Below are 16,704 nucleotides of genomic sequence, written 5' to 3'. Positions count from 1 at the left end.
CTTTCTGATACGACCAGCAGGCCGCGCCCGAAGTGCCGAGCGGCGGTGGCGGGCGTCGGGTGGGCGGCCGAGGAGGGTGTGCTTCGCACTCTATCCGGAGGCCGACAAATTGAGCAGTGGCCCCCACGCATGAGCAGAGGGGGCACCTGCGACGATGGGGGGCGTGGCAGGTACGAGAGGCACCAAGACGATTCGGGACATGCTGCTGTCCCTCGCGGTGATCGGCGCAGTCGTGGCGGTCATCTACATCTTCATCCCGCACGACGAGTCCCAGAGCCCCGTCAAGACGGTGAGCTACGACGTCGAGCTGGCGACGGCCAAGCGCGCGGCCGCGTACCCGGTCCTCGCACCCGAGGGCCTGGGCAAGGACTGGAAGGCGACCTCGGTCCGCTTCAAGGGCGACGAGCGGGACCACTGGCACCTGGGCTTCCACGCCCCGGACGGCAAGTACGTCGCGGTCGAGCAGTCCACCGAGAAGGCCCCGGTCTTCGTCGACCAGGTCACCCGCGGCGCCGCGGAGACGGCCCGCAGCGAGCGCATCGACGGCTCCACGTGGACGCGCTACGAGGGCGAGACGTACGACGCCCTTGTGCGTACGGAGAAGGGCGCGACGACGGTGGTCACCGGCTCGGCCTCCTTCGAGACCCTCGCGGAGATGGCGGGCGCGCTGAAGTGACGCAGACCTGAAGGGGCCCCGGCGGGAATCGCCGGGGCCCCTTCGTGTGCGGCTTCGTGTGCGGCTCGGACGGAGGCCAGACGGAGGCCAGACGGAGGTCAGACGGAGGTGACGACCTCGTCGTAGTCGAGGCGCGGGGAGCGCGGGAACCAGGCGTCCTCGCCGGGCTTGCCGATGTTCACGACCATCAGCGGGGTGTGGTCGTCGTCCAGGAACTCCTTCTGCACGCCGTCGAAGTCGAAGCCGGTCATCGGTCCCGCGGCCAGGCCCGCGGCGCGCACGCCGACGATGAAGTAACCGGCCTGCAGCGCGCCGTTCATGGCGGCGGCCTGCTCGCGCACCGGGCGCTCGGCGAAGAAGGCGTCCTTCACGGCGGGGGCGTGCGGGAGCAGCTTCGGCAGCTCGTCGTGGAACTCGTTGTCCACGGAGAGGATCGCGACCAGCGGGGCGGTGGCGGTCTTCGGGCGGTTGCCCTCGGCCATGTGCTTGACCAGGCGCTTCCGGGCCTCCGGGGTGCGGACCAGGGTCACGCGCAGCGGCGACTGGTTGAAGGCGGTGGGGCCGTACTTGACCAGGTCGTAGATGGCCTGGACCTGCTCGTCGCTCACCGGCTCTTCGGTGAAAGTGTTGGCGGTGCGGGCCTCGCGGAAGAGGAGGTCCTGGGCGGCGGCGTCGAGGGCGAGGGACATGCGGTCAACCTTCTCGAGAAGACGATCGTCGTAACGCTTGCGGTGATCACCTTACCCGCACACAGGTTTAAGTTTCAACAAAAATGGGTCTATGTGATCGGGTTCACAAACACGACAGGCCGGGGCGGGGTGGGGCGGGCCGCGGTGGGGCGGGGGCGGCTAGTCGTCCCGCTCGGCCCCTGCGTCCCCGTCCTCCCCGTCCTCCCGCTCCGCGAGCGCCGCGTCGAGCCGGGCCCGCGCGCCGTCGAGCCAGCGCCGGCACACCTTCGCCAGCTCCTCGCCCCGCTCCCACAGGGCGAGCGACTCCTCGAGCGACGTGCCGCCCGCCTCCAGGCGCCGCACCACGTCGATCAGTTCGTCCCGCGCCTGCTCGTAGCCGAGCGCGCTCTCGGTCGCGGTCTCGGTACCCGTACTGCTCATGTGCTCCACCCTAGATTTCCGATACGAAGACGATGTTGCGGCAGGACCAACGCTGCCCGGTCGCGGGAGGACTAACGCTGCCCGCCGGAGTCGCCGGAGTCGCCGGAGTCGCCGGAGTCCGCCTCCGGCGCCTCGGTCACCGCGACCCTGAACTCCCCGCCCGAGACCCGGGCCCGCAGCGCGTCGCCCGCCTCGACCTCGCCCGGGTCGCGGACCACGTGGCCGTCCTGGCGCTGCAGCACCGCGTACCCCCGCTGGAGGGTGGCCGCCGGGGAGAGGGCCACCACGCGCGCGTGCGTGTGCGTCAGCTCCGAGTCGGCGCGGTCCAGGAGGTGGCCGAGGGTACGGCGGCCGCGGTCGAGCAGGGCCGTGACCTGCTCCTCCCGCTCGGCGGTCATCCGGTGCGGATGCGCCATCGAGGGCCGCGACATCGCGACGTCGAGCCCGCGCTCCTCGCGGTCCAGGTGTATGCCCACCGCGCGCCGGGCCCGCTCCCGCAGCAGCCGCACCCGGTCGTACTCCTCGCCCACGTCAGGGACGACCTTCTTCGCCGCGTCCGTCGGCGTCGAGGCGCGCAGGTCCGCGACCAGGTCGAGCAGCGGCGAGTCCGGCTCGTGCCCGATCGCCGACACCACCGGCGTACGGCACGAGGCCACCGCGCGGACCAACTGCTCGTCGGAGAACGGAAGCAGGTCCTCCACGCTGCCGCCGCCGCGCGCGACGACGATCACGTCCACACCCTCGTGCTCGTCCAGCTCCTTGACCGCCTGCACGACCTGCGGCACGGCGTGCACGCCCTGCACCGGGACGTTGCGCACCTCGAAGCGGACGGCGGGCCAGCGGTGCCGGGCGTTCTCCAGGACGTCCCACTCGGCCGCCGAGGCACGCCCGCAGACGAGCCCGATCAGCTGCGGCAGGAACGGCAGCGGCTTCTTCCGCTCGGCCGCGAAGAGCCCCTCGCTCGCCAGCGCCTTCTTCAACTGCTCTAGGCGCGCGAGCAGTTCACCCACACCGACGGGCTTGATCTCGGCCGCCCGCAGCGACAGCTGCCCCCGCGGCGCGTACCACTCCGGTTTCGCGAGGACCACCACGCGCGCGCCCTCGGACACGACGTCCGCCACCGCGTCGAACACCTGGCGGTAGCAGGTCACGCTCACCGAGATGTCGTACGACGGGTCGCGTAGCGTCAGAAACACCACCCCGGCGCCGGGGCGGCGGTTCAGCTGGGTGATCTGCCCCTCGACCCACACCGCGCCGAGCCGGTCGATCCACCCGCCGATGAGCCGCGAGACCTCGCCCACGGGCAGGGGGGCTTCGGGGGAGGTGTTGAGAGCCATGAGGGGAGAGTAGCCGCCCCCACTGACAACGCCGCCCCAGCAAAATCAGCCCCTCCGGCGTTTGAGGAGCGGGGGTCCGGGGGCGGAGCCCCCGCAGCCGACGGCAGTCTTTGGGGAAGGGGCGGGGAGGGGATCAAAATCAGCCGGTCCGGCGCTTGAGGACGAGCCCGCAGGGCGATCAACGGCACCCGAGCCGACAGCACAGAACCCGACTACGTAAGAACCCGCCGCCCGCGCTGAGCGAACAGCACCACAAGCCCCCCCACGAACCACACCGCCCCGACGACCTGCGCCGTCCACGAGGCCTCCACGATCACCGCGATCGTGATCACCGCCCCGAGCACCGGAATGAGCCCGTGCCGCCACCAGCTGACCGCACCGCCCTGCCGGCGCACCGCGAACCACGACACCACGGACGCGTGCAGCATGGTGAACGCCACCAGAGCGCCGATGTCGACCACCGACACCAGGTGGTCCATGCCGTCGTCCCGCCGCGCCGCCCACACCGCGGCCACCAGCGTGATCACCGCGGCCACCCCGATCGCCACCCGCGGAACGCCCGAGTCCGTACGGGAGAGCACCTTCGGCAGCCGCCGGTCGCGGGCCATCGCGAAGACGAGGCGGCCGGCCGCGGCCTGCCCGGCGAGCGCCGCGAACGCGGCACCGATCGCCTTGCTCACCGCCACCAGATCGTGCAGCCAGGTACCGACCGACGCGTCCACGGCGTCGTAGAACGCGGCGCCCTGCTTGCCCGGTTCCGCCGCGAGCTGCGCCGACGACACCGGTTCGAGCAGCGCCACCAGATACGTCTGCGCCACGAACAGGAAGCCCGCAAGGGCCAGGCAGAACAGCACCGCGCGTGCGACCTTCGCCGAACCCCCTGTGACCTCTTCCGCGAACGTGGCGATCGCGTCGAAGCCCAGGTACGACAGCACGGCGATCGACACCGCCCCGAGGATCGCGCTCACCGCGAACGTGCCGTCACCGGTCAGCGGCGTCAGCCACCCGCGCCGCGCCCCGTCCTGCACGAGCACGACGAGCGCCGCCACGACGAAGACGAGCAGCACCACGATCTCCATCGCCAGGACGGCGAAACCGACCCGCGCGGCGGCCCGTACACCCCACAGGTTGAGCGCCGTGGTGACCACCACCGCGATCGCCGTCCACACCCACTGCGAGACCGACGGGACCAGCTCGTGCATCGCGATCCCGGAGAACAGATAGGCCACCGCCGGGATCAGCAGATAGTCCAGCATCGCCATCCAGCCCGCGATGAAACCGGGCCCCTGACCCAGCGCCACGCGCGCGTAGGCGAAGACCGAACCCGCCTGGGGGACGACCTGCACCATCTGGGCGTAGCTGTACGCGGTGAACGCCATCGCGACCGTGGCGACGAGGTAGACGAGCGCGACCGCGCCGTGCGACTTGGCGTCCAGGGTGCCGAACACGCCGACCGGCGCCATGGGGGCGATGAAAAGCAGCCCGTAGACCACCAGATCCTTGAAGCCGAGGCTGCGCCGCAGACCCACATGGGTGTCGCCCGTGACGGGCTCGCCGCCCCCCGTTGTGGTGCTGTCGCCGTCACCCGACATCGTGCGCCTCCCTGGCCACGCCCGCCCTCTGCGGACCGCCCGCTCCAGTCTCCCCAAGGTGTGGATCTTTGACGCGCTGGGGGCGCCCTTACGATGGGGGGCATGACTGCACAGACCCAAGCCCGCCGCGTCCTGCTTGCCGCCCCCCGCGGCTACTGCGCGGGCGTGGACCGCGCCGTGATCGCCGTCGAGAAGGCCCTGGAGCAGTACGGGGCCCCCGTCTATGTCCGGCACGAGATCGTGCACAACAAATACGTGGTGCGGACCCTGGAGAAGAAGGGCGCGATCTTCGTCGACCAGGCGACCGAGGTCCCGCCGGGCAACATCGTGATGTTCTCCGCCCACGGCGTCGCCCCCTCCGTGCACGACGAGGCCCGCGAGGGCAGGCTCGCCACCATCGACGCCACCTGCCCCCTGGTCACCAAGGTCCACAAGGAAGCGGTCCGCTTCGCCAACGAGGACTACGACATCCTCCTCATCGGCCACGAGGGCCACGAGGAGGTCATCGGCACCTCCGGCGAGGCCCCCGACCACATCACGCTCGTCGACGGCCCCGAGGACGTCGCCAACGTAGAGGTGCGGGACGACTCCAAGGTCGTCTGGCTGTCCCAGACCACGCTCTCCGTCGACGAGACGATGGAGACGGTGGACGCCCTCAAGGAGAAGTTCCCGAACCTGATCTCCCCGCCCTCGGACGACATCTGCTACGCCACGCAGAACCGCCAGACCGCCATCAAGGAACTGGCCCAGCAGTCCGACCTGGTCATCGTGGTCGGCTCCAAGAACTCCTCCAACTCCCAGCGCATGGTCGACGTCGCCAAGCAGGCCGGCTGCCCCGCCGCGTACCTGGTCGACTTCGCGAGCGAGATCGACGAGACCTGGCTGGAGGGCGTCGGCACGGCCGGCGTCTCCTCGGGCGCCTCGGTCCCGGACGTCCTGGTCGAGGAGGTCCTGGCCTGGCTGTCGGAGAAGGGGTACGGCGACGTCGAGATCGTGAAGACCGCCGAGGAGTCCCTCACGTTCTCCCTGCCGAAGGAGCTCCGCCGCGACCTGCGCGCCGAGGCCACCGCCCTGATCGAGGAGCGCACGGGGCGTACGACGGAGTCCTGACCGGGGGCGGCCGAGGTCTGCGTGACCGCCCGTCGTCGGCTTTCACCTCGTGACTGTCAGTGCCGCGTCGTAACGTGGTGTCCATGCAGATCTTCGGCGTGGACATCGGCGGATCCGGCATCAAGGGCGCCCCGGTCGACCTGGACCGGGGCGAGCTCAGCGAGCCGCGCCACAAGGTCCTGACCCCGCACCCGGCGACGCCCGACGCGGTGGCGGACGGCGTCAAGCAGGTCATCGGCCACTTCGGCTGGTCGGGCCCGATCGGGGTCACGTTCCCCGGCGTAGTCACCGGCGGCAGCACGATCCGCACGGCGGCCAACGTGGACAAGGGCTGGATCGACGTCGACGCCCGCGCCCTGCTCGGCGAGCGCACGGGCTGCGGCCCGGTCACGGTGCTCAACGACGCGGACGCCGCCGGGGTCGCCGAGATGCACTTCGGCGCGGGCCGCGGCCGCAAGGGCACGGTCCTGATGCTCACCCTCGGCACGGGCATCGGCAGCGCCCTCTTCACCGACGGCGTCCTCGTCCCCAACACCGAGCTGGGCCACCTGGAGCTGCACGGTCACGACGCGGAGAAGCGCGCCTCCACCAAGGCCCGCGACGACGAACAGCTGAGCTGGGAGCACTGGGCCCGCCGACTCCAGAAGTACCTGGCGCACGTGGAGATGCTGCTCTCGCCGGAGCTGATCGTCATCGGCGGCGGAGTCAGCCGCAAGGCGCAGAAGTTCCTGCCCCTGATCGAGGGCGTCAGAGCGGAGATCGTCCCCGCGGAGCTGCAGAACAACGCGGGCATCGTGGGCGCGGCGATGGCGGCTGCAACCAGCCCCTCTGGGGGCACCTCCCGGCCGAAGGTTGGGGGAGATTGAGATGGGGGTCCCCCCTGCTCGAGCGAAGCCGAGAGCTTGGGGGAGGGGTCCGGGGCGGAGCCCCGAAGGCGACGCAGGCTTCCTGAAAGCCTCAGGAATGCTGGGCGGGCATCCTCCGCCGCTGGGACGCCTGACGTGCACCTGCACCTGCACCTGCACCCGCACTCGCCTGCGCGCGCAGCGCCCGCTTCCGCGCCATGAGCCGGATCTTGCGTACGGAAGCGATCACTCCGGCGATCAGCGTGCCGCCGTACAACCACCCGGCGTGCACGGCGAGCGAGGTGAACAGGCCGATCACCTGGCCGCCGAAGCCATCCGTGCCACCCGAGATCGGCAGCATCCCGACGGCGAACGCGATCGGCACCGCGACCGGCGCGGTCACCAGGTCCGCCGGCCGCACCCACACCGCGGTCAGCGCGCTGACGGGCAGGAACAGCAGCCCGTACGCGAGACCGGAGCCGCCGAACAGCAGGCGGTCGAGGAAGCCGGTCAGCAGCATCACCACGGTGCAGAACAGTCCGCTGCCGAGCCCGGTCAGGCGCGGGTTGGGCAGAGCGCGCACCGCGGCCACGAACCTCCGCACGGCCCGCACCACGGCACGAACCCCGCGGACGACCGGCGAACCGCCGCCGGGAAGACGAGGCCGGGCGGCGGCCCGGTACACGGTGCCGCTCCCGTTCACCTTCCCGTTCCCGTTCCCGTTCCCGCGTCCGCCGGTCCGGCCGTTCCCGGGCCGGGGGCGGGAGGGCGGCCCGCCGGCCTGCGGCGGGAGGGGTGCGGTTCGTCGCGCTCTGTCCCTGGGCGGTCGCGTCCTGTGTTGCTCCACCGCTCCAACCTAGGTCGGCTCCGCCCGGAAAACCGCCCTTGGACACGCGTTTTGGCGCACCTTGGCCCGGCGTTCGACGCGTACCGGCCACGGGCTCGCGGGCGGGCGGCGGCCGGACTCGCGGCGCGCCGTAGACTGGTGGATCGGCCCGGCAGCCATCGGGTCCTCCACCAGACCTCACGTACGGGAAGTCGCAACGTGTCGCTCACGATCGGAATCGTCGGCCTGCCCAATGTCGGCAAGTCGACCCTGTTCAACGCCCTGACCAAGAACGACGTGCTGGCGGCCAACTACCCGTTCGCCACCATCGAGCCCAACGTCGGTGTCGTGGGCGTCCCCGACACCCGCCTCGACAAGCTGGCGGAGATCTTCGCTTCGCAGAAGATCCTCCCGGCGACGGTCGACTTCGTCGACATCGCGGGCATCGTGCGCGGCGCGAGCGAGGGCGAGGGCCTCGGCAACAAGTTCCTCGCGAACATCCGCGAGTCCGACGCCATCTGCCAGGTCATCCGTGCCTTCCACGACGAGAACGTCGTCCACGTCGACGGCAAGGTCTCGCCGAAGAGCGACATCGAGACGATCAACACCGAGCTGATCCTCGCCGACCTCCAGACCATCGAGAAGGTCCTGCCGCGCCTCCAGAAGGAGTCGCGCATCAAGAAGGACATCGCCCCGAAGGTCAAGGCCGTCGAGGAGGCCAAGGCCATCCTGGAGGAGGGCAGGACCCTCTTCTCGGCCGGCATCGTCAACGGCGGCGACAACGAGGAGCTCCTGCACGACCTGCACCTCCTCACCACGAAGCCCTTCCTGTACGTCTTCAACGTCGACGAGGACGAGCTGACCGACGACGCGTTCAAGGAGGAGCAGCGCGCCCTGGTCGCCCCGGCCGAGGCGATCTTCCTCAACGCCAAGCTGGAGGCGGACCTCGCGGAGCTCGACGAGGAGGACGCCCTCGAACTCCTCCAGTCCGTCGGCGCCGAGGAACCGGGCCTGGCGACCCTCGCCCGCGTCGGCTTCGACACCCTCGGCCTCCAGACCTACCTGACGGCCGGCCCCAAGGAATCCCGCGCCTGGACCATCAAGAAGGGCGCCACGGCCCCCGAGGCGGCCGGCGTCATCCACACGGACTTCCAGAAGGGCTTCATCAAGGCCGAAGTCATCTCCTTCCACGACCTGGTGGACATGGGCTCGGTCGCCGAGGCCCGCGCGAAGGGGAAGGCGCGGATGGAGGGCAAGGAGTATGTGATGCAGGACGGGGATGTGGTGGAGTTCCGCTTCAACGTGTAGCGGCTGACGTCACCACGTCGCTGATCTTGCGAATGTGCAGGTCATAGAGGGTCCGGCTCTTCGGAGCCGGGCCCTTTGTCTTTCCCGTGTCGGGATGGTGCCGGCCTTGGTCGGGCTCGCGTCGGATTCGGTCTACGGGATTCCCCCCGGCACCCGTGCCAGGGGGCAGAGGTGGGAAGGCGGGAGCGTCAGGGGCATCGGTTCCGCCTCCGCCTCCGCCTCGGTGCCGGGACGTCGCCAAGTGACAAGGATTCGTCGCGCACGGTCAAGACACGGCCGCGCGGCAGGCGCGAGGGTGAGCATCCGCTGTCCCAGTCCTGCCGCAGGGAGTCAGAATGTCCCGTTCTCACGCCGTGCCGAGCGAGGGGCCAGGGCGCCCCGCACGCTCTTCCGAGGCCGACCGCCACCCGCACGCCCGCGCCCTCGCCCCGGCCGCCGTTCCGGGGCCGCTGCCCGGCACCCTGATGAGCGACGCCTACCTCACGGCGGTCGGCCGCGTCGCCTATCTGTGGGGATGGCCGCTGGTCAACCTGCACAACCGGCTGCGGGCCATGTCCCAGCTGTCCGCCCCCGCGCTGCTCGGCGGGGTGGTCCCCGCCGGTCCGCCCGGGACGATCGGCATGCTGCACGACTACGTCCAGGCGCAGCAGCGCACCGTCGCATGCGCCAACCAGGATGTCGTCTACGGCTTCGGCATGCTGGACGCCGAATCAGGCCCCTGTGTCGTCCAAGTCCCGGATCTGGGCGACCGGTTCTGGGTGATCCAGCTCGTCGACCAGCGCACGGAGTCGTTCGGCAGGCTCGGCTCCCCGTACGGCAGCAAGCCCGGCCACTACCTGCTCGCGCCGCACGACTGGGACGGCGAGGTGCCGCCCGGCATCGAGGAAGTCTTCCGCCACGACACCCGGACCGGTGTCGTGGTGCCCCGGATGTTCATGGACGACACCGCCGAGGACCGCGCCGCGCTGCTGCCCGACGTGCGGCGGATCAGCGTGTACCCGCTCGCCGAGTACGACGGGTCCGTGCGCGAGGTGGACTGGACGGCCCTGCCGACCGTCGGTCCCGTCGCCTCGGACCAGTCGACCGCCGGCCGGGGCGAGCAGATCCAGGTGGACCCGGACACGTTCTTCGACCAGCTCGGCGCGGTCATGGACGAGGTGCCGCCGCTGCCAGGCGAGGAGTCGCTGTACGCCCTCTTCCGGTCGCTGCTGACGGCGGCCGAAGCCGACCCCGCGGCGGCCCGCGCCCTGCGCGAGGCCGCACGCACCGCCGACGCCGAACTCGTCGCGGATCTGGCCCACTTCAGGCACGTAGGACTGCCGGCCGCGCACGGCTGGACGACCCAGCGCAACGGCGCCCGCTTCGGCACCGACTACCTGACCCGCACCGCCGTCGCCAAGTCCAACATCTTCGTCAACCCCGTGGAGGAGACCGCGTACTACTACCTGGACGTGGCCGCGGACGGGTCGCGGCTGCGGGGCGGCGACTCGTACACCGTGACCTTCGAGCCCGGCGCGCTGCCGCCGGTCCGCGGCTTCTGGTCGCTGACCCTCTACGACGCCCACCACTTCTTCCACCCGAACGAACTCGGCCGCTACTCCCTGGGCACCAAGAACCAGGATCTGCACGTGGATCCGGACGGCTCCCTGACCGTCACGGTCGCCGCCGCCCGCCCCGCCGACCCGCACCGCGCGGCGAACTGGCTGCCCGCCCCCGAGGGCGAGTTCTCCCTCTTCCTGCGCGCCTACTGGCCGGACGAGGCCGTACTGGACGGCACATGGGCGCCGCCCGCGGTGCTCAAGGACTGAGCGGCCCCTGAGCCGTGGCCGCCCGGTGCGCCTGCGGTGAGCAGCCGAACCAGCGGCGGCACGAGCGGCTGAAGCTGCTCTGCTCGCTGTAGCCGAGGACGTCGGCGAGCTGGGCGAGCGGCATGGCCGTCGTGCGCAGATAGCGGTCGGCGAGTTCGTGCCGCACCTCGTCGACGATCTCCTGGTACGTGGTCCCGTGCGCGGCCAACTGCCTTTGCAGGGTGCGGGGATGGAGGCCGAAGCTCTCCGCCACGTCCTCCAGGCCGAACCGCCGGGTGGGCAGCGCGCGCTTGACCGTGCTGCGCACCTCGGCGGGCAGTCCGCTGCCCACGGCACCGCCGACCACGCCGCTCAGATACTCCAGGACCAGCCTGCGGACCGCCGGGTCGCTGCCTTCGACCGGGCGGTCGAGCACATCGGCCGCGAAGTGGAAGCCCAAGTGGTCCTGCTCGGCCGACACTTGGCAGCCGAAGTAGGTCTCGTACGTGGTCATGGGCGCAGCGGGCCGGTGCGGGAGCGCGACGCGGAGCGGGACGAACTCGGGCCCGATCAGCATGCGGAAGATCTGCAGGGAGGCGCCCAGGGACAGTTCGCCGATCTGGGCCACGTCGACCAGCGTGCGTTGCACCCGCGGGCGGATGCGGAAGTGGTAGTCGGCCACCGCGCCCGCCCGCTCGACGGCGGACTCGATCGCCGGGCTGTACTGGTACAGGAACCGGCCGATGCCGTCGATCGCGTCGCCCACCGACGTCGCGTGCCGCCCGATGACCCCGACCGGGCCGAGGATGTCCAGGCCCTGGTGCTTGGAGAGCCGCAGTCCGAAGTCGGGGCAGTCGAGCCGCCCGGCCGCGAGGTCGAGGGCGGTCACGAGCGCGCGGTACGGGATGTACTCGTCCGGGTCCTCGATCGCCTCGGGCCGGATTCCGGCCTGCCGCAGCAGCGGTGCGGACTGCCCGCCGAGCGAGGACACCAGCGCGGGAAACCCGGTGAGGCAACTGGAGCGGATCAGCGAACTCATGTCGCCAAGTGTCAAATTCTTGTCGTCCTACGTCAAGACTTGATGGGCGTTCAGTCGCAAGCTGGGGGCCGTTCACCATTCCGAATGCGGAGCAAGGGAGCCCTCGGATGAGCCCTCGGATGCCCGTCGACTTCGACGTATCAGGCAAGCACGTCCTTGTCACCGGTGGCCGCGGAGGCATCGGCGGCGCGATCGCCGCGGCCTTCGTCGACGCCGGCGCGCACGTGATCGCCACCGACCTCTCGCCGGTCCCGGTCGAGCCCCGCAAGGGCATCGACGACCGCGTACTCGACGTGCGGGACGCCGACGCCGTACGCGCTCTCGCCGAGGACCTGGACCGGCTCGACGTCCTTGTGCAGTGCGCGGGCCGCGCCGCCCCCATGACGGAGTACGAGCTCGCCACCTTCGAGGAGATCGTCGGCATCCACCTCACCGGCTCGTTCTCGATGGCGACCGCGCTGCGCCCGCTGCTCGCGGCGTCCCGCGGCAGCGTCCTCAACGTCGGCTCGATGTACAGCTACTTCGGCTCCCCGCTGGTGCCCGCCTACGGCGCCGCGAAGGCGGGCATCGTCCAGCTCACCAAGACCCTCGCCCTCGCCTGGGCGGCCGACGGCATCCGCGTCAACGGCATCGCACCGGGCTGGATCCGCACCGCGCTGACCGCGCCGCTCGCCGACCTTCCCGGTGCGGCGGAGGCGATCACCAGCCGCATCCCCGGCGGGCAGCTCGGCGAGCCGGAGGACCTCGCCGGAACCGCCGTGTTCCTGGCCTCCCCGGCCGCCCGGCTGATCACCGGCGTGACCATCCCGGTCGACGGCGGATACAGCGCCGGTTGAGCACCACCCCCGTACGCCCGTCCCTCTGTAGCCCCGTCCCCTTCCCCGTCTTGTCCCGTGAGGAACCCCTATGACGATGCAAGCGGTGGTCCTGCGCAACGGATCCCTTGAGCTCACCGACGTGCCGCTGCCCGAGCCCGGCCCCGGCGAGGTCCTGGTCAAGACCCTGGCCAACGGCATCTGCGGCTCGGACCTGCACTGCGTGACGCACAGCCACGCGCTCGCCGCCGGTGTGAAGGCGGTGACCGGTGCCGACCTGTTCGACCCGGACCAGCCGGTCGTGCTCGGCCACGAGTACTGCGCCGAGGTCGTCCGGGGCGGCCCCGACACGCGGGGCACGTTCGCCCCCGGTACCCGTGTCGTGTCGCCGCCCATGCTCGCCCGGCCGGTGCCGGTGAACCTGGGCTTCGGCGGGGTGGACGCGCCGGGCGGCTTCGCCGAGTACATGGTGCTCTCCGAGGTGCTGCTCATGCCGGTGCCCGACCACCTGTCGAGCGAAGTCGCCTCGCTGACCGAGCCGTTGGCTGTCGCGCTGCACGCCGTCAACCGCGGTGCGCTCGGCTCCGACGACGTGCCGGTCGTGATCGGATGCGGCCCGATCGGCCTCGCCGTGATCGCCGTCCTGAAGATGCGCGGCGCCGGCCCGGTCATCGCCGCCGACTTCTCGCCCGCCCGGCGCGCGCTGGCCGCCGAGTTGGGCGCCGACATCGTCGTCGACCCGCGAGAGACGTCCCCGTACGACTCCTGGCGCGAGGTCGCGGCCGTCGACGACCCGGCCCGCTACGGGCGCCAGACCGCGCTCTTCCCCGAGCTGCCCTACCGCCCGTCGGTCGTCTTCGAGTGCGTCGGTGTGCCCGGCGTCATCCAGCAGGTCCTGGCCGGAGCCCCGGCCTGCTCGCGCGTGGTCGTCGCCGGTCTGTGCATGGCCGAGGACACGTTCCTGCCCACCTTCGGCGTGCTCAAGGAGATCGACCTGGTCTTCTCCCTCTACTACACCGTCGAGGAGTTCGCCCAGACCCTCGGGCACCTCGCGGCGGGTGAGCTGCGCGCGGAGCCGCTCATCACCGGCCGGGTCGGTCTCGACGGGGTCGCGGACGCCTGCCGCGGTCTCGCCGACCCCGAGAAGGACGCCAAGGTCCTGATCGTTCCCGGCCTCTGACGCCCCATCAATTCCAGTTGCGCCTTCCCGACACCTTCCCACCGATCAACAAGGAGACAGCAGATGGCCGACCAGTCTTCCGCCGCCAAGCTTCCCGTGATGTCGCTCCCGCAGGGCGAGTTGCTGACCCTGAACGTCAAGGACATCCCGGTCATCAAGGACTCGATGGGCCCGGGCATCCACTACCAGCCCCTCTTCCTCGACCCCGAGGTCGGCGTCTGGGTCGTCCTCGCCCACTTCGCCCCCGGCGCCGAGCTCCCGGTCCACCTGCACACGGGTGCTGTGCACGCGTACACGCTGAAGGGTTCGTGGGCGTACCGCGAGTACCCGGACCAGCCGCAGACCGAGGGTTCGTACCTGTACGAGCCGGGTGCCTCGGTCCACAAGCTGTTCGTGCCGGAGAGCAACACCGAGGAGACCGTCGTCCTCTACGTCGTCTACGGCGCCAACATCAACTTCACCGACGAGGGCCAGTTCCACTCGGTGCTCGACGCGGTCACCATCCAGGGCCTGACCCAGCAGCTCGCCGCCGCGCAGGGCCTGGACGTCAACTACCTGACGGGCGGCGCCGCCCGCTACGCCGCCTCCAAGGAGGCATGAATCCAGAGACGGCGAAGTCCCCGGGTGCGCGGCACCCGGGGACTTCGCCGTCTCTCAGCGCGTCACTGCAGCGACGCCTTCGCCTTCGCCTCGCCCATCAGGTCCCTGTGCGCGTCGTCGCCGGACGCCAGGACGACCTTGTGGATCCGGCCGCCGGTGAAGACGCCGCGTACGGTCCCGTAGTCGTCGGTGACCGGATTGCCGTTGTCCTCGCCGACGTCCAGGCCGTCCGTCATGTGGTAGATGAACGGCACCGTGTGCGCGATCCGCGTCGACCCGGCCGGCTTGCCGTCGACGAACAGCTCGCCGTGGCCGCCCTTGCCCACGCCCCCGCCGTCGTACGTGAAGCGGTACGTCAACTGGTGGGTGCCGGGCGGGAGTTGCTCGGGCGCCGCGATCTCGTAGCGCTCGACGTCGACCCAGTTGTAGTGGAAGACCGGGACACCGTCGCGCAGGTACAGCGCCCAGCCGGCGAACCGGCTGCCCTGGGCGGCGACGACACCGCGAGCCGGTTCCTCCACCACCTCGACATCCGCCGTGAGCGACCAGGAGCGGTTGCGTGTGGAGGGCAGGACCGACTCGTGCAGGGCCCGCATGCCCGGGTAGAGACTGACCGAGTCTGTGCTGCCGGTCGTCGGGCGGCCCACCGCCTCGCTGTCCGTCCGCACCGCCTTGCGGTCGTCGAGCGGGAAGACGTTGTACTTGGCGCCCTCGATCAGGAACAGCTCCTTGAGCCGCTCCAGCTTGTCCGGCTCCGCGGCCGCCAGATCGTTCGCCTGGGCGTAGTCGCCGGGCGCGTACAGCTCCCACGTGTCCTCGGAGAACGGCGGCTGCTCGCCGTTGAACTCCCACGGCACCGCGTGCTTGGTGCAGGCGGACCAGCCCTCGTGGTAGAGCCCGCGGTTGCCGAAGATCTCGAAGTACTGGGTGGTGTGCCGCTCGGCGGCGTCGGCGTCGTTCAGGGCGTACGCGAACGAGACGCCCTCCATGGGCTTTTGGGCCACACCGTTGACCGACGTCGGCTCGGGGATGCCCGCCAGGTCGAGGAGGGTGGGCGCGACATCGTTGACGTGCGTGAACTGCTCGCGGATCCCGCCGCCGGACGGCGCGTCGATGCCGGCCGGCCAGTGCACGATCGTGCCGACCCGGGTGCCGCCCCAGTGCGAGGCCATCTGCTTGGTCCACTGGAACGGCGTGTTCATCGCGTGCGCCCAGCCCACCGGGTAGTGGTTGTAGAGCGTGGGCCCGCCGAGCTCGTCGACGCGCTCCAGCATCGACTCCACCGTCGCCGGGACGATGTTGTACGCCGCGTACTCGTTGACGCAGCCGTCAGGACCGGCCTCGGCGCTCGCGCCGTTGTCGCCCATGATGTAGAGGATCAGCGTGTCGTCGAGCAGGCCCATCTCCTCCAGGGCGTCGACGACCCGGCCGACCTGCGCGTCGGTGTGCGTCGCCATTCCGGCGTACGCCTCCATCATCCGCGCGTAGAGGCGCCGGGCGTCCTCGGACTGGTCGGCCCAGGCGCCTATCTCGTCGGGGCGGGCGCTGAGTCCGGCGTCCTCGGGCGCGAGGCCGAGTTCCCGCTGCTTGGCCAGGGTCCGCTCGCGCTGCTCGTCCCAGCCGTGGTCGAACCGCCCGCGGTACGCGTCCACGTACTCCTTCGGCGCGTGGAACGGGGAGTGGCAGGCGCCGAACGCCAGATAGCCGAAGAACGGCTGGTCCGGGGTGACCGCCTGCTGCTCGCGGATGTCGGCGATGGCCCGGTCCGCGAGGTCCTCGCTGAGGTGGTAGCCGGGCTCGGTCGGCGTCGGGACCGGGGTGGTGCCCTCGTACAGGTTCGGGTACCACTGGTCGGTCTCGGCGCCCATGAACCCGTAGAACCGCTCGAATCCCTCACCCGTCGGCCAGCGGTCGTACGGGCCGGAGCGCGAGGTCTCCCAGGTGGGCGTCTGGTGCCACTTGCCGAAGGCGAAGGTGTTGTAGCCGTTGCGGCGCAGGATCTCCGGGATCGGGGCGCACGAGTCGGGCCGTGAGGAGGTGTATCCGTCGTGGCTGGTGGCCAGTTCGGTGATGCCGGCGGCACCGACGGTGTGGTGGTTGCGGCCGGTCAGGAGCGAGGCGCGGGTGGGCGAGCAGATCGCCGTGGTGTGGAAGCGGCTCAGGCGCAGGCCGCCCTCCGCGAGCCGCTCGGCGGTCGGCATGGAGCACGGGCCGCCGTACGAGGACGAGGCGCCGAACCCCATGTCGTCGACCAGGATCATCAGCACGTTGGGGGCGCCCTCGGGCGGGCGGATGCGCTCGATCGGCGCGGGCTGCTCGGCGTCGCGGACGTCCATCGGTGTCGCCTTGAGCCGCTTCGGCTGCTGGATGGGGAGGGTGGCGCGGTAGGCCGGATTCACCACGGGGATGGTCCTTTCGGGATGGTGCGGATGTGCGGGTACGCGGATGCGCGGATGTGTGGACGTACGGATGCGTGGACG

Annotated in this window: 15 protein-coding genes; 8 read left to right on the top strand and 7 right to left on the bottom strand. The window is 70.9% G+C overall.

The window, feature by feature from the left end:
• Positions 1-163 precede the first annotated feature (163 nt).
• Positions 164-676 (top strand): DUF4245 domain-containing protein, encoded by a 513-nt coding sequence (locus QIT00_RS13040; protein WP_282535383.1) that lies wholly within the window; start codon positions 164-166, stop codon positions 674-676.
• A gap of 98 nt (positions 677-774) precedes the next feature.
• Here the strand turns inward: QIT00_RS13040 and QIT00_RS13035 are convergent, their stop codons facing one another.
• From QIT00_RS13035 to QIT00_RS13020, 4 genes are all read right to left on the bottom strand, one after another.
• On the bottom strand, positions 775-1,365 hold the full coding sequence (locus QIT00_RS13035) for a malonic semialdehyde reductase (RefSeq protein ID WP_282535382.1): 591 nt from the start codon (positions 1,363-1,365) through the stop codon (positions 775-777).
• Positions 1,366-1,524: 159 nt separating this feature from the next.
• Positions 1,525-1,785 carry an exodeoxyribonuclease VII small subunit gene (locus QIT00_RS13030; RefSeq protein WP_282535381.1) on the bottom strand — a complete coding sequence of 87 codons (261 nt, stop codon included), beginning with the start codon at positions 1,783-1,785 and terminating at the stop codon, positions 1,525-1,527.
• 71 nt (positions 1,786-1,856) lie between these two features.
• The gene (xseA, locus tag QIT00_RS13025; RefSeq protein ID WP_282535380.1) at positions 1,857-3,122 is read right to left on the bottom strand and encodes an exodeoxyribonuclease VII large subunit; all 1,266 of its coding nucleotides are present in this window, start codon (positions 3,120-3,122) and stop codon (positions 1,857-1,859) included.
• A gap of 212 nt (positions 3,123-3,334) precedes the next feature.
• Positions 3,335-4,714, bottom strand: a complete 1,380-nt coding sequence (locus tag QIT00_RS13020) for an APC family permease (protein ID WP_282535379.1) — start codon at positions 4,712-4,714, stop codon at positions 3,335-3,337.
• Between the two features lie 93 nt (positions 4,715-4,807).
• Between QIT00_RS13020 and QIT00_RS13015 the strand changes: the two genes are divergently transcribed.
• Together QIT00_RS13015 and ppgK are read left to right on the top strand one after the other, a co-directional pair.
• Positions 4,808-5,824: a 4-hydroxy-3-methylbut-2-enyl diphosphate reductase gene (locus tag QIT00_RS13015; protein ID WP_282535378.1), complete on the top strand. Its 1,017-nt coding sequence runs from the start codon at positions 4,808-4,810 to the stop codon at positions 5,822-5,824.
• An 83-nt stretch (positions 5,825-5,907) separates the two neighbouring features.
• Positions 5,908-6,690 carry a polyphosphate--glucose phosphotransferase gene (gene ppgK / locus QIT00_RS13010; RefSeq protein ID WP_282535377.1) on the top strand — a complete coding sequence of 261 codons (783 nt, stop codon included), beginning with the start codon at positions 5,908-5,910 and terminating at the stop codon, positions 6,688-6,690.
• A 91-nt stretch (positions 6,691-6,781) separates the two neighbouring features.
• Here ppgK and QIT00_RS13005 read toward each other — a convergent pair whose 3' ends face one another.
• Entirely contained in the window at positions 6,782-7,372 is a 591-nt protein-coding gene (locus QIT00_RS13005; protein WP_408909766.1) for a DUF6542 domain-containing protein, read from the bottom strand.
• Between the two features lie 342 nt (positions 7,373-7,714).
• On the opposite strand from QIT00_RS13005, the gene ychF reads away from it, so the two are divergent.
• Entirely contained in the window at positions 7,715-8,803 is a 1,089-nt protein-coding gene (gene ychF, locus QIT00_RS13000) for a redox-regulated ATPase YchF (RefSeq protein ID WP_282535376.1), read from the top strand.
• A gap of 335 nt (positions 8,804-9,138) precedes the next feature.
• Positions 9,139-10,611: a DUF1214 domain-containing protein gene (locus QIT00_RS12995; RefSeq protein WP_282535375.1), complete on the top strand. Its 1,473-nt coding sequence runs from the start codon at positions 9,139-9,141 to the stop codon at positions 10,609-10,611.
• On the opposite strand, the gene QIT00_RS12990 is transcribed toward QIT00_RS12995, so the two are convergent.
• A complete protein-coding gene (locus QIT00_RS12990; RefSeq protein ID WP_282535374.1) occupies positions 10,601-11,629 on the bottom strand; it encodes an AraC family transcriptional regulator in 1,029 nt (342 codons plus the stop codon). The two genes, QIT00_RS12995 and QIT00_RS12990, sit on opposite strands and share 11 nt — an antisense overlap.
• 107 nt (positions 11,630-11,736) lie before the next feature.
• Here QIT00_RS12990 and QIT00_RS12985 point away from each other — a divergent pair, with 107 nt between their 5' ends.
• From QIT00_RS12985 to QIT00_RS12975, 3 genes are all read left to right on the top strand, one after another.
• Positions 11,737-12,465 carry an SDR family NAD(P)-dependent oxidoreductase gene (locus QIT00_RS12985; protein WP_282535373.1) on the top strand — a complete coding sequence of 243 codons (729 nt, stop codon included), beginning with the start codon at positions 11,737-11,739 and terminating at the stop codon, positions 12,463-12,465.
• A gap of 70 nt (positions 12,466-12,535) precedes the next feature.
• Entirely contained in the window at positions 12,536-13,624 is a 1,089-nt protein-coding gene (locus tag QIT00_RS12980) for a zinc-binding dehydrogenase (protein WP_282535372.1), read from the top strand.
• A gap of 63 nt (positions 13,625-13,687) precedes the next feature.
• On the top strand, positions 13,688-14,224 hold the full coding sequence (locus QIT00_RS12975) for a 2,4'-dihydroxyacetophenone dioxygenase family protein (RefSeq protein ID WP_282535371.1): 537 nt from the start codon (positions 13,688-13,690) through the stop codon (positions 14,222-14,224).
• Positions 14,225-14,286: 62 nt separating this feature from the next.
• On the opposite strand, the gene QIT00_RS12970 is transcribed toward QIT00_RS12975, so the two are convergent.
• Entirely contained in the window at positions 14,287-16,626 is a 2,340-nt protein-coding gene (locus QIT00_RS12970) for an arylsulfatase (RefSeq protein ID WP_282535370.1), read from the bottom strand.
• Positions 16,627-16,704 lie beyond the last annotated feature (78 nt).

Origin of the sequence: Streptomyces luteolus (assembly GCF_029968015.1) — a bacterium.
GTDB classification, from domain to species: domain Bacteria; phylum Actinomycetota; class Actinomycetes; order Streptomycetales; family Streptomycetaceae; genus Streptomyces; species Streptomyces luteolus.
Note: the sequence above shows the minus strand (reverse complement) of the source record. Positions and strands in the feature narration are given on the sequence as shown.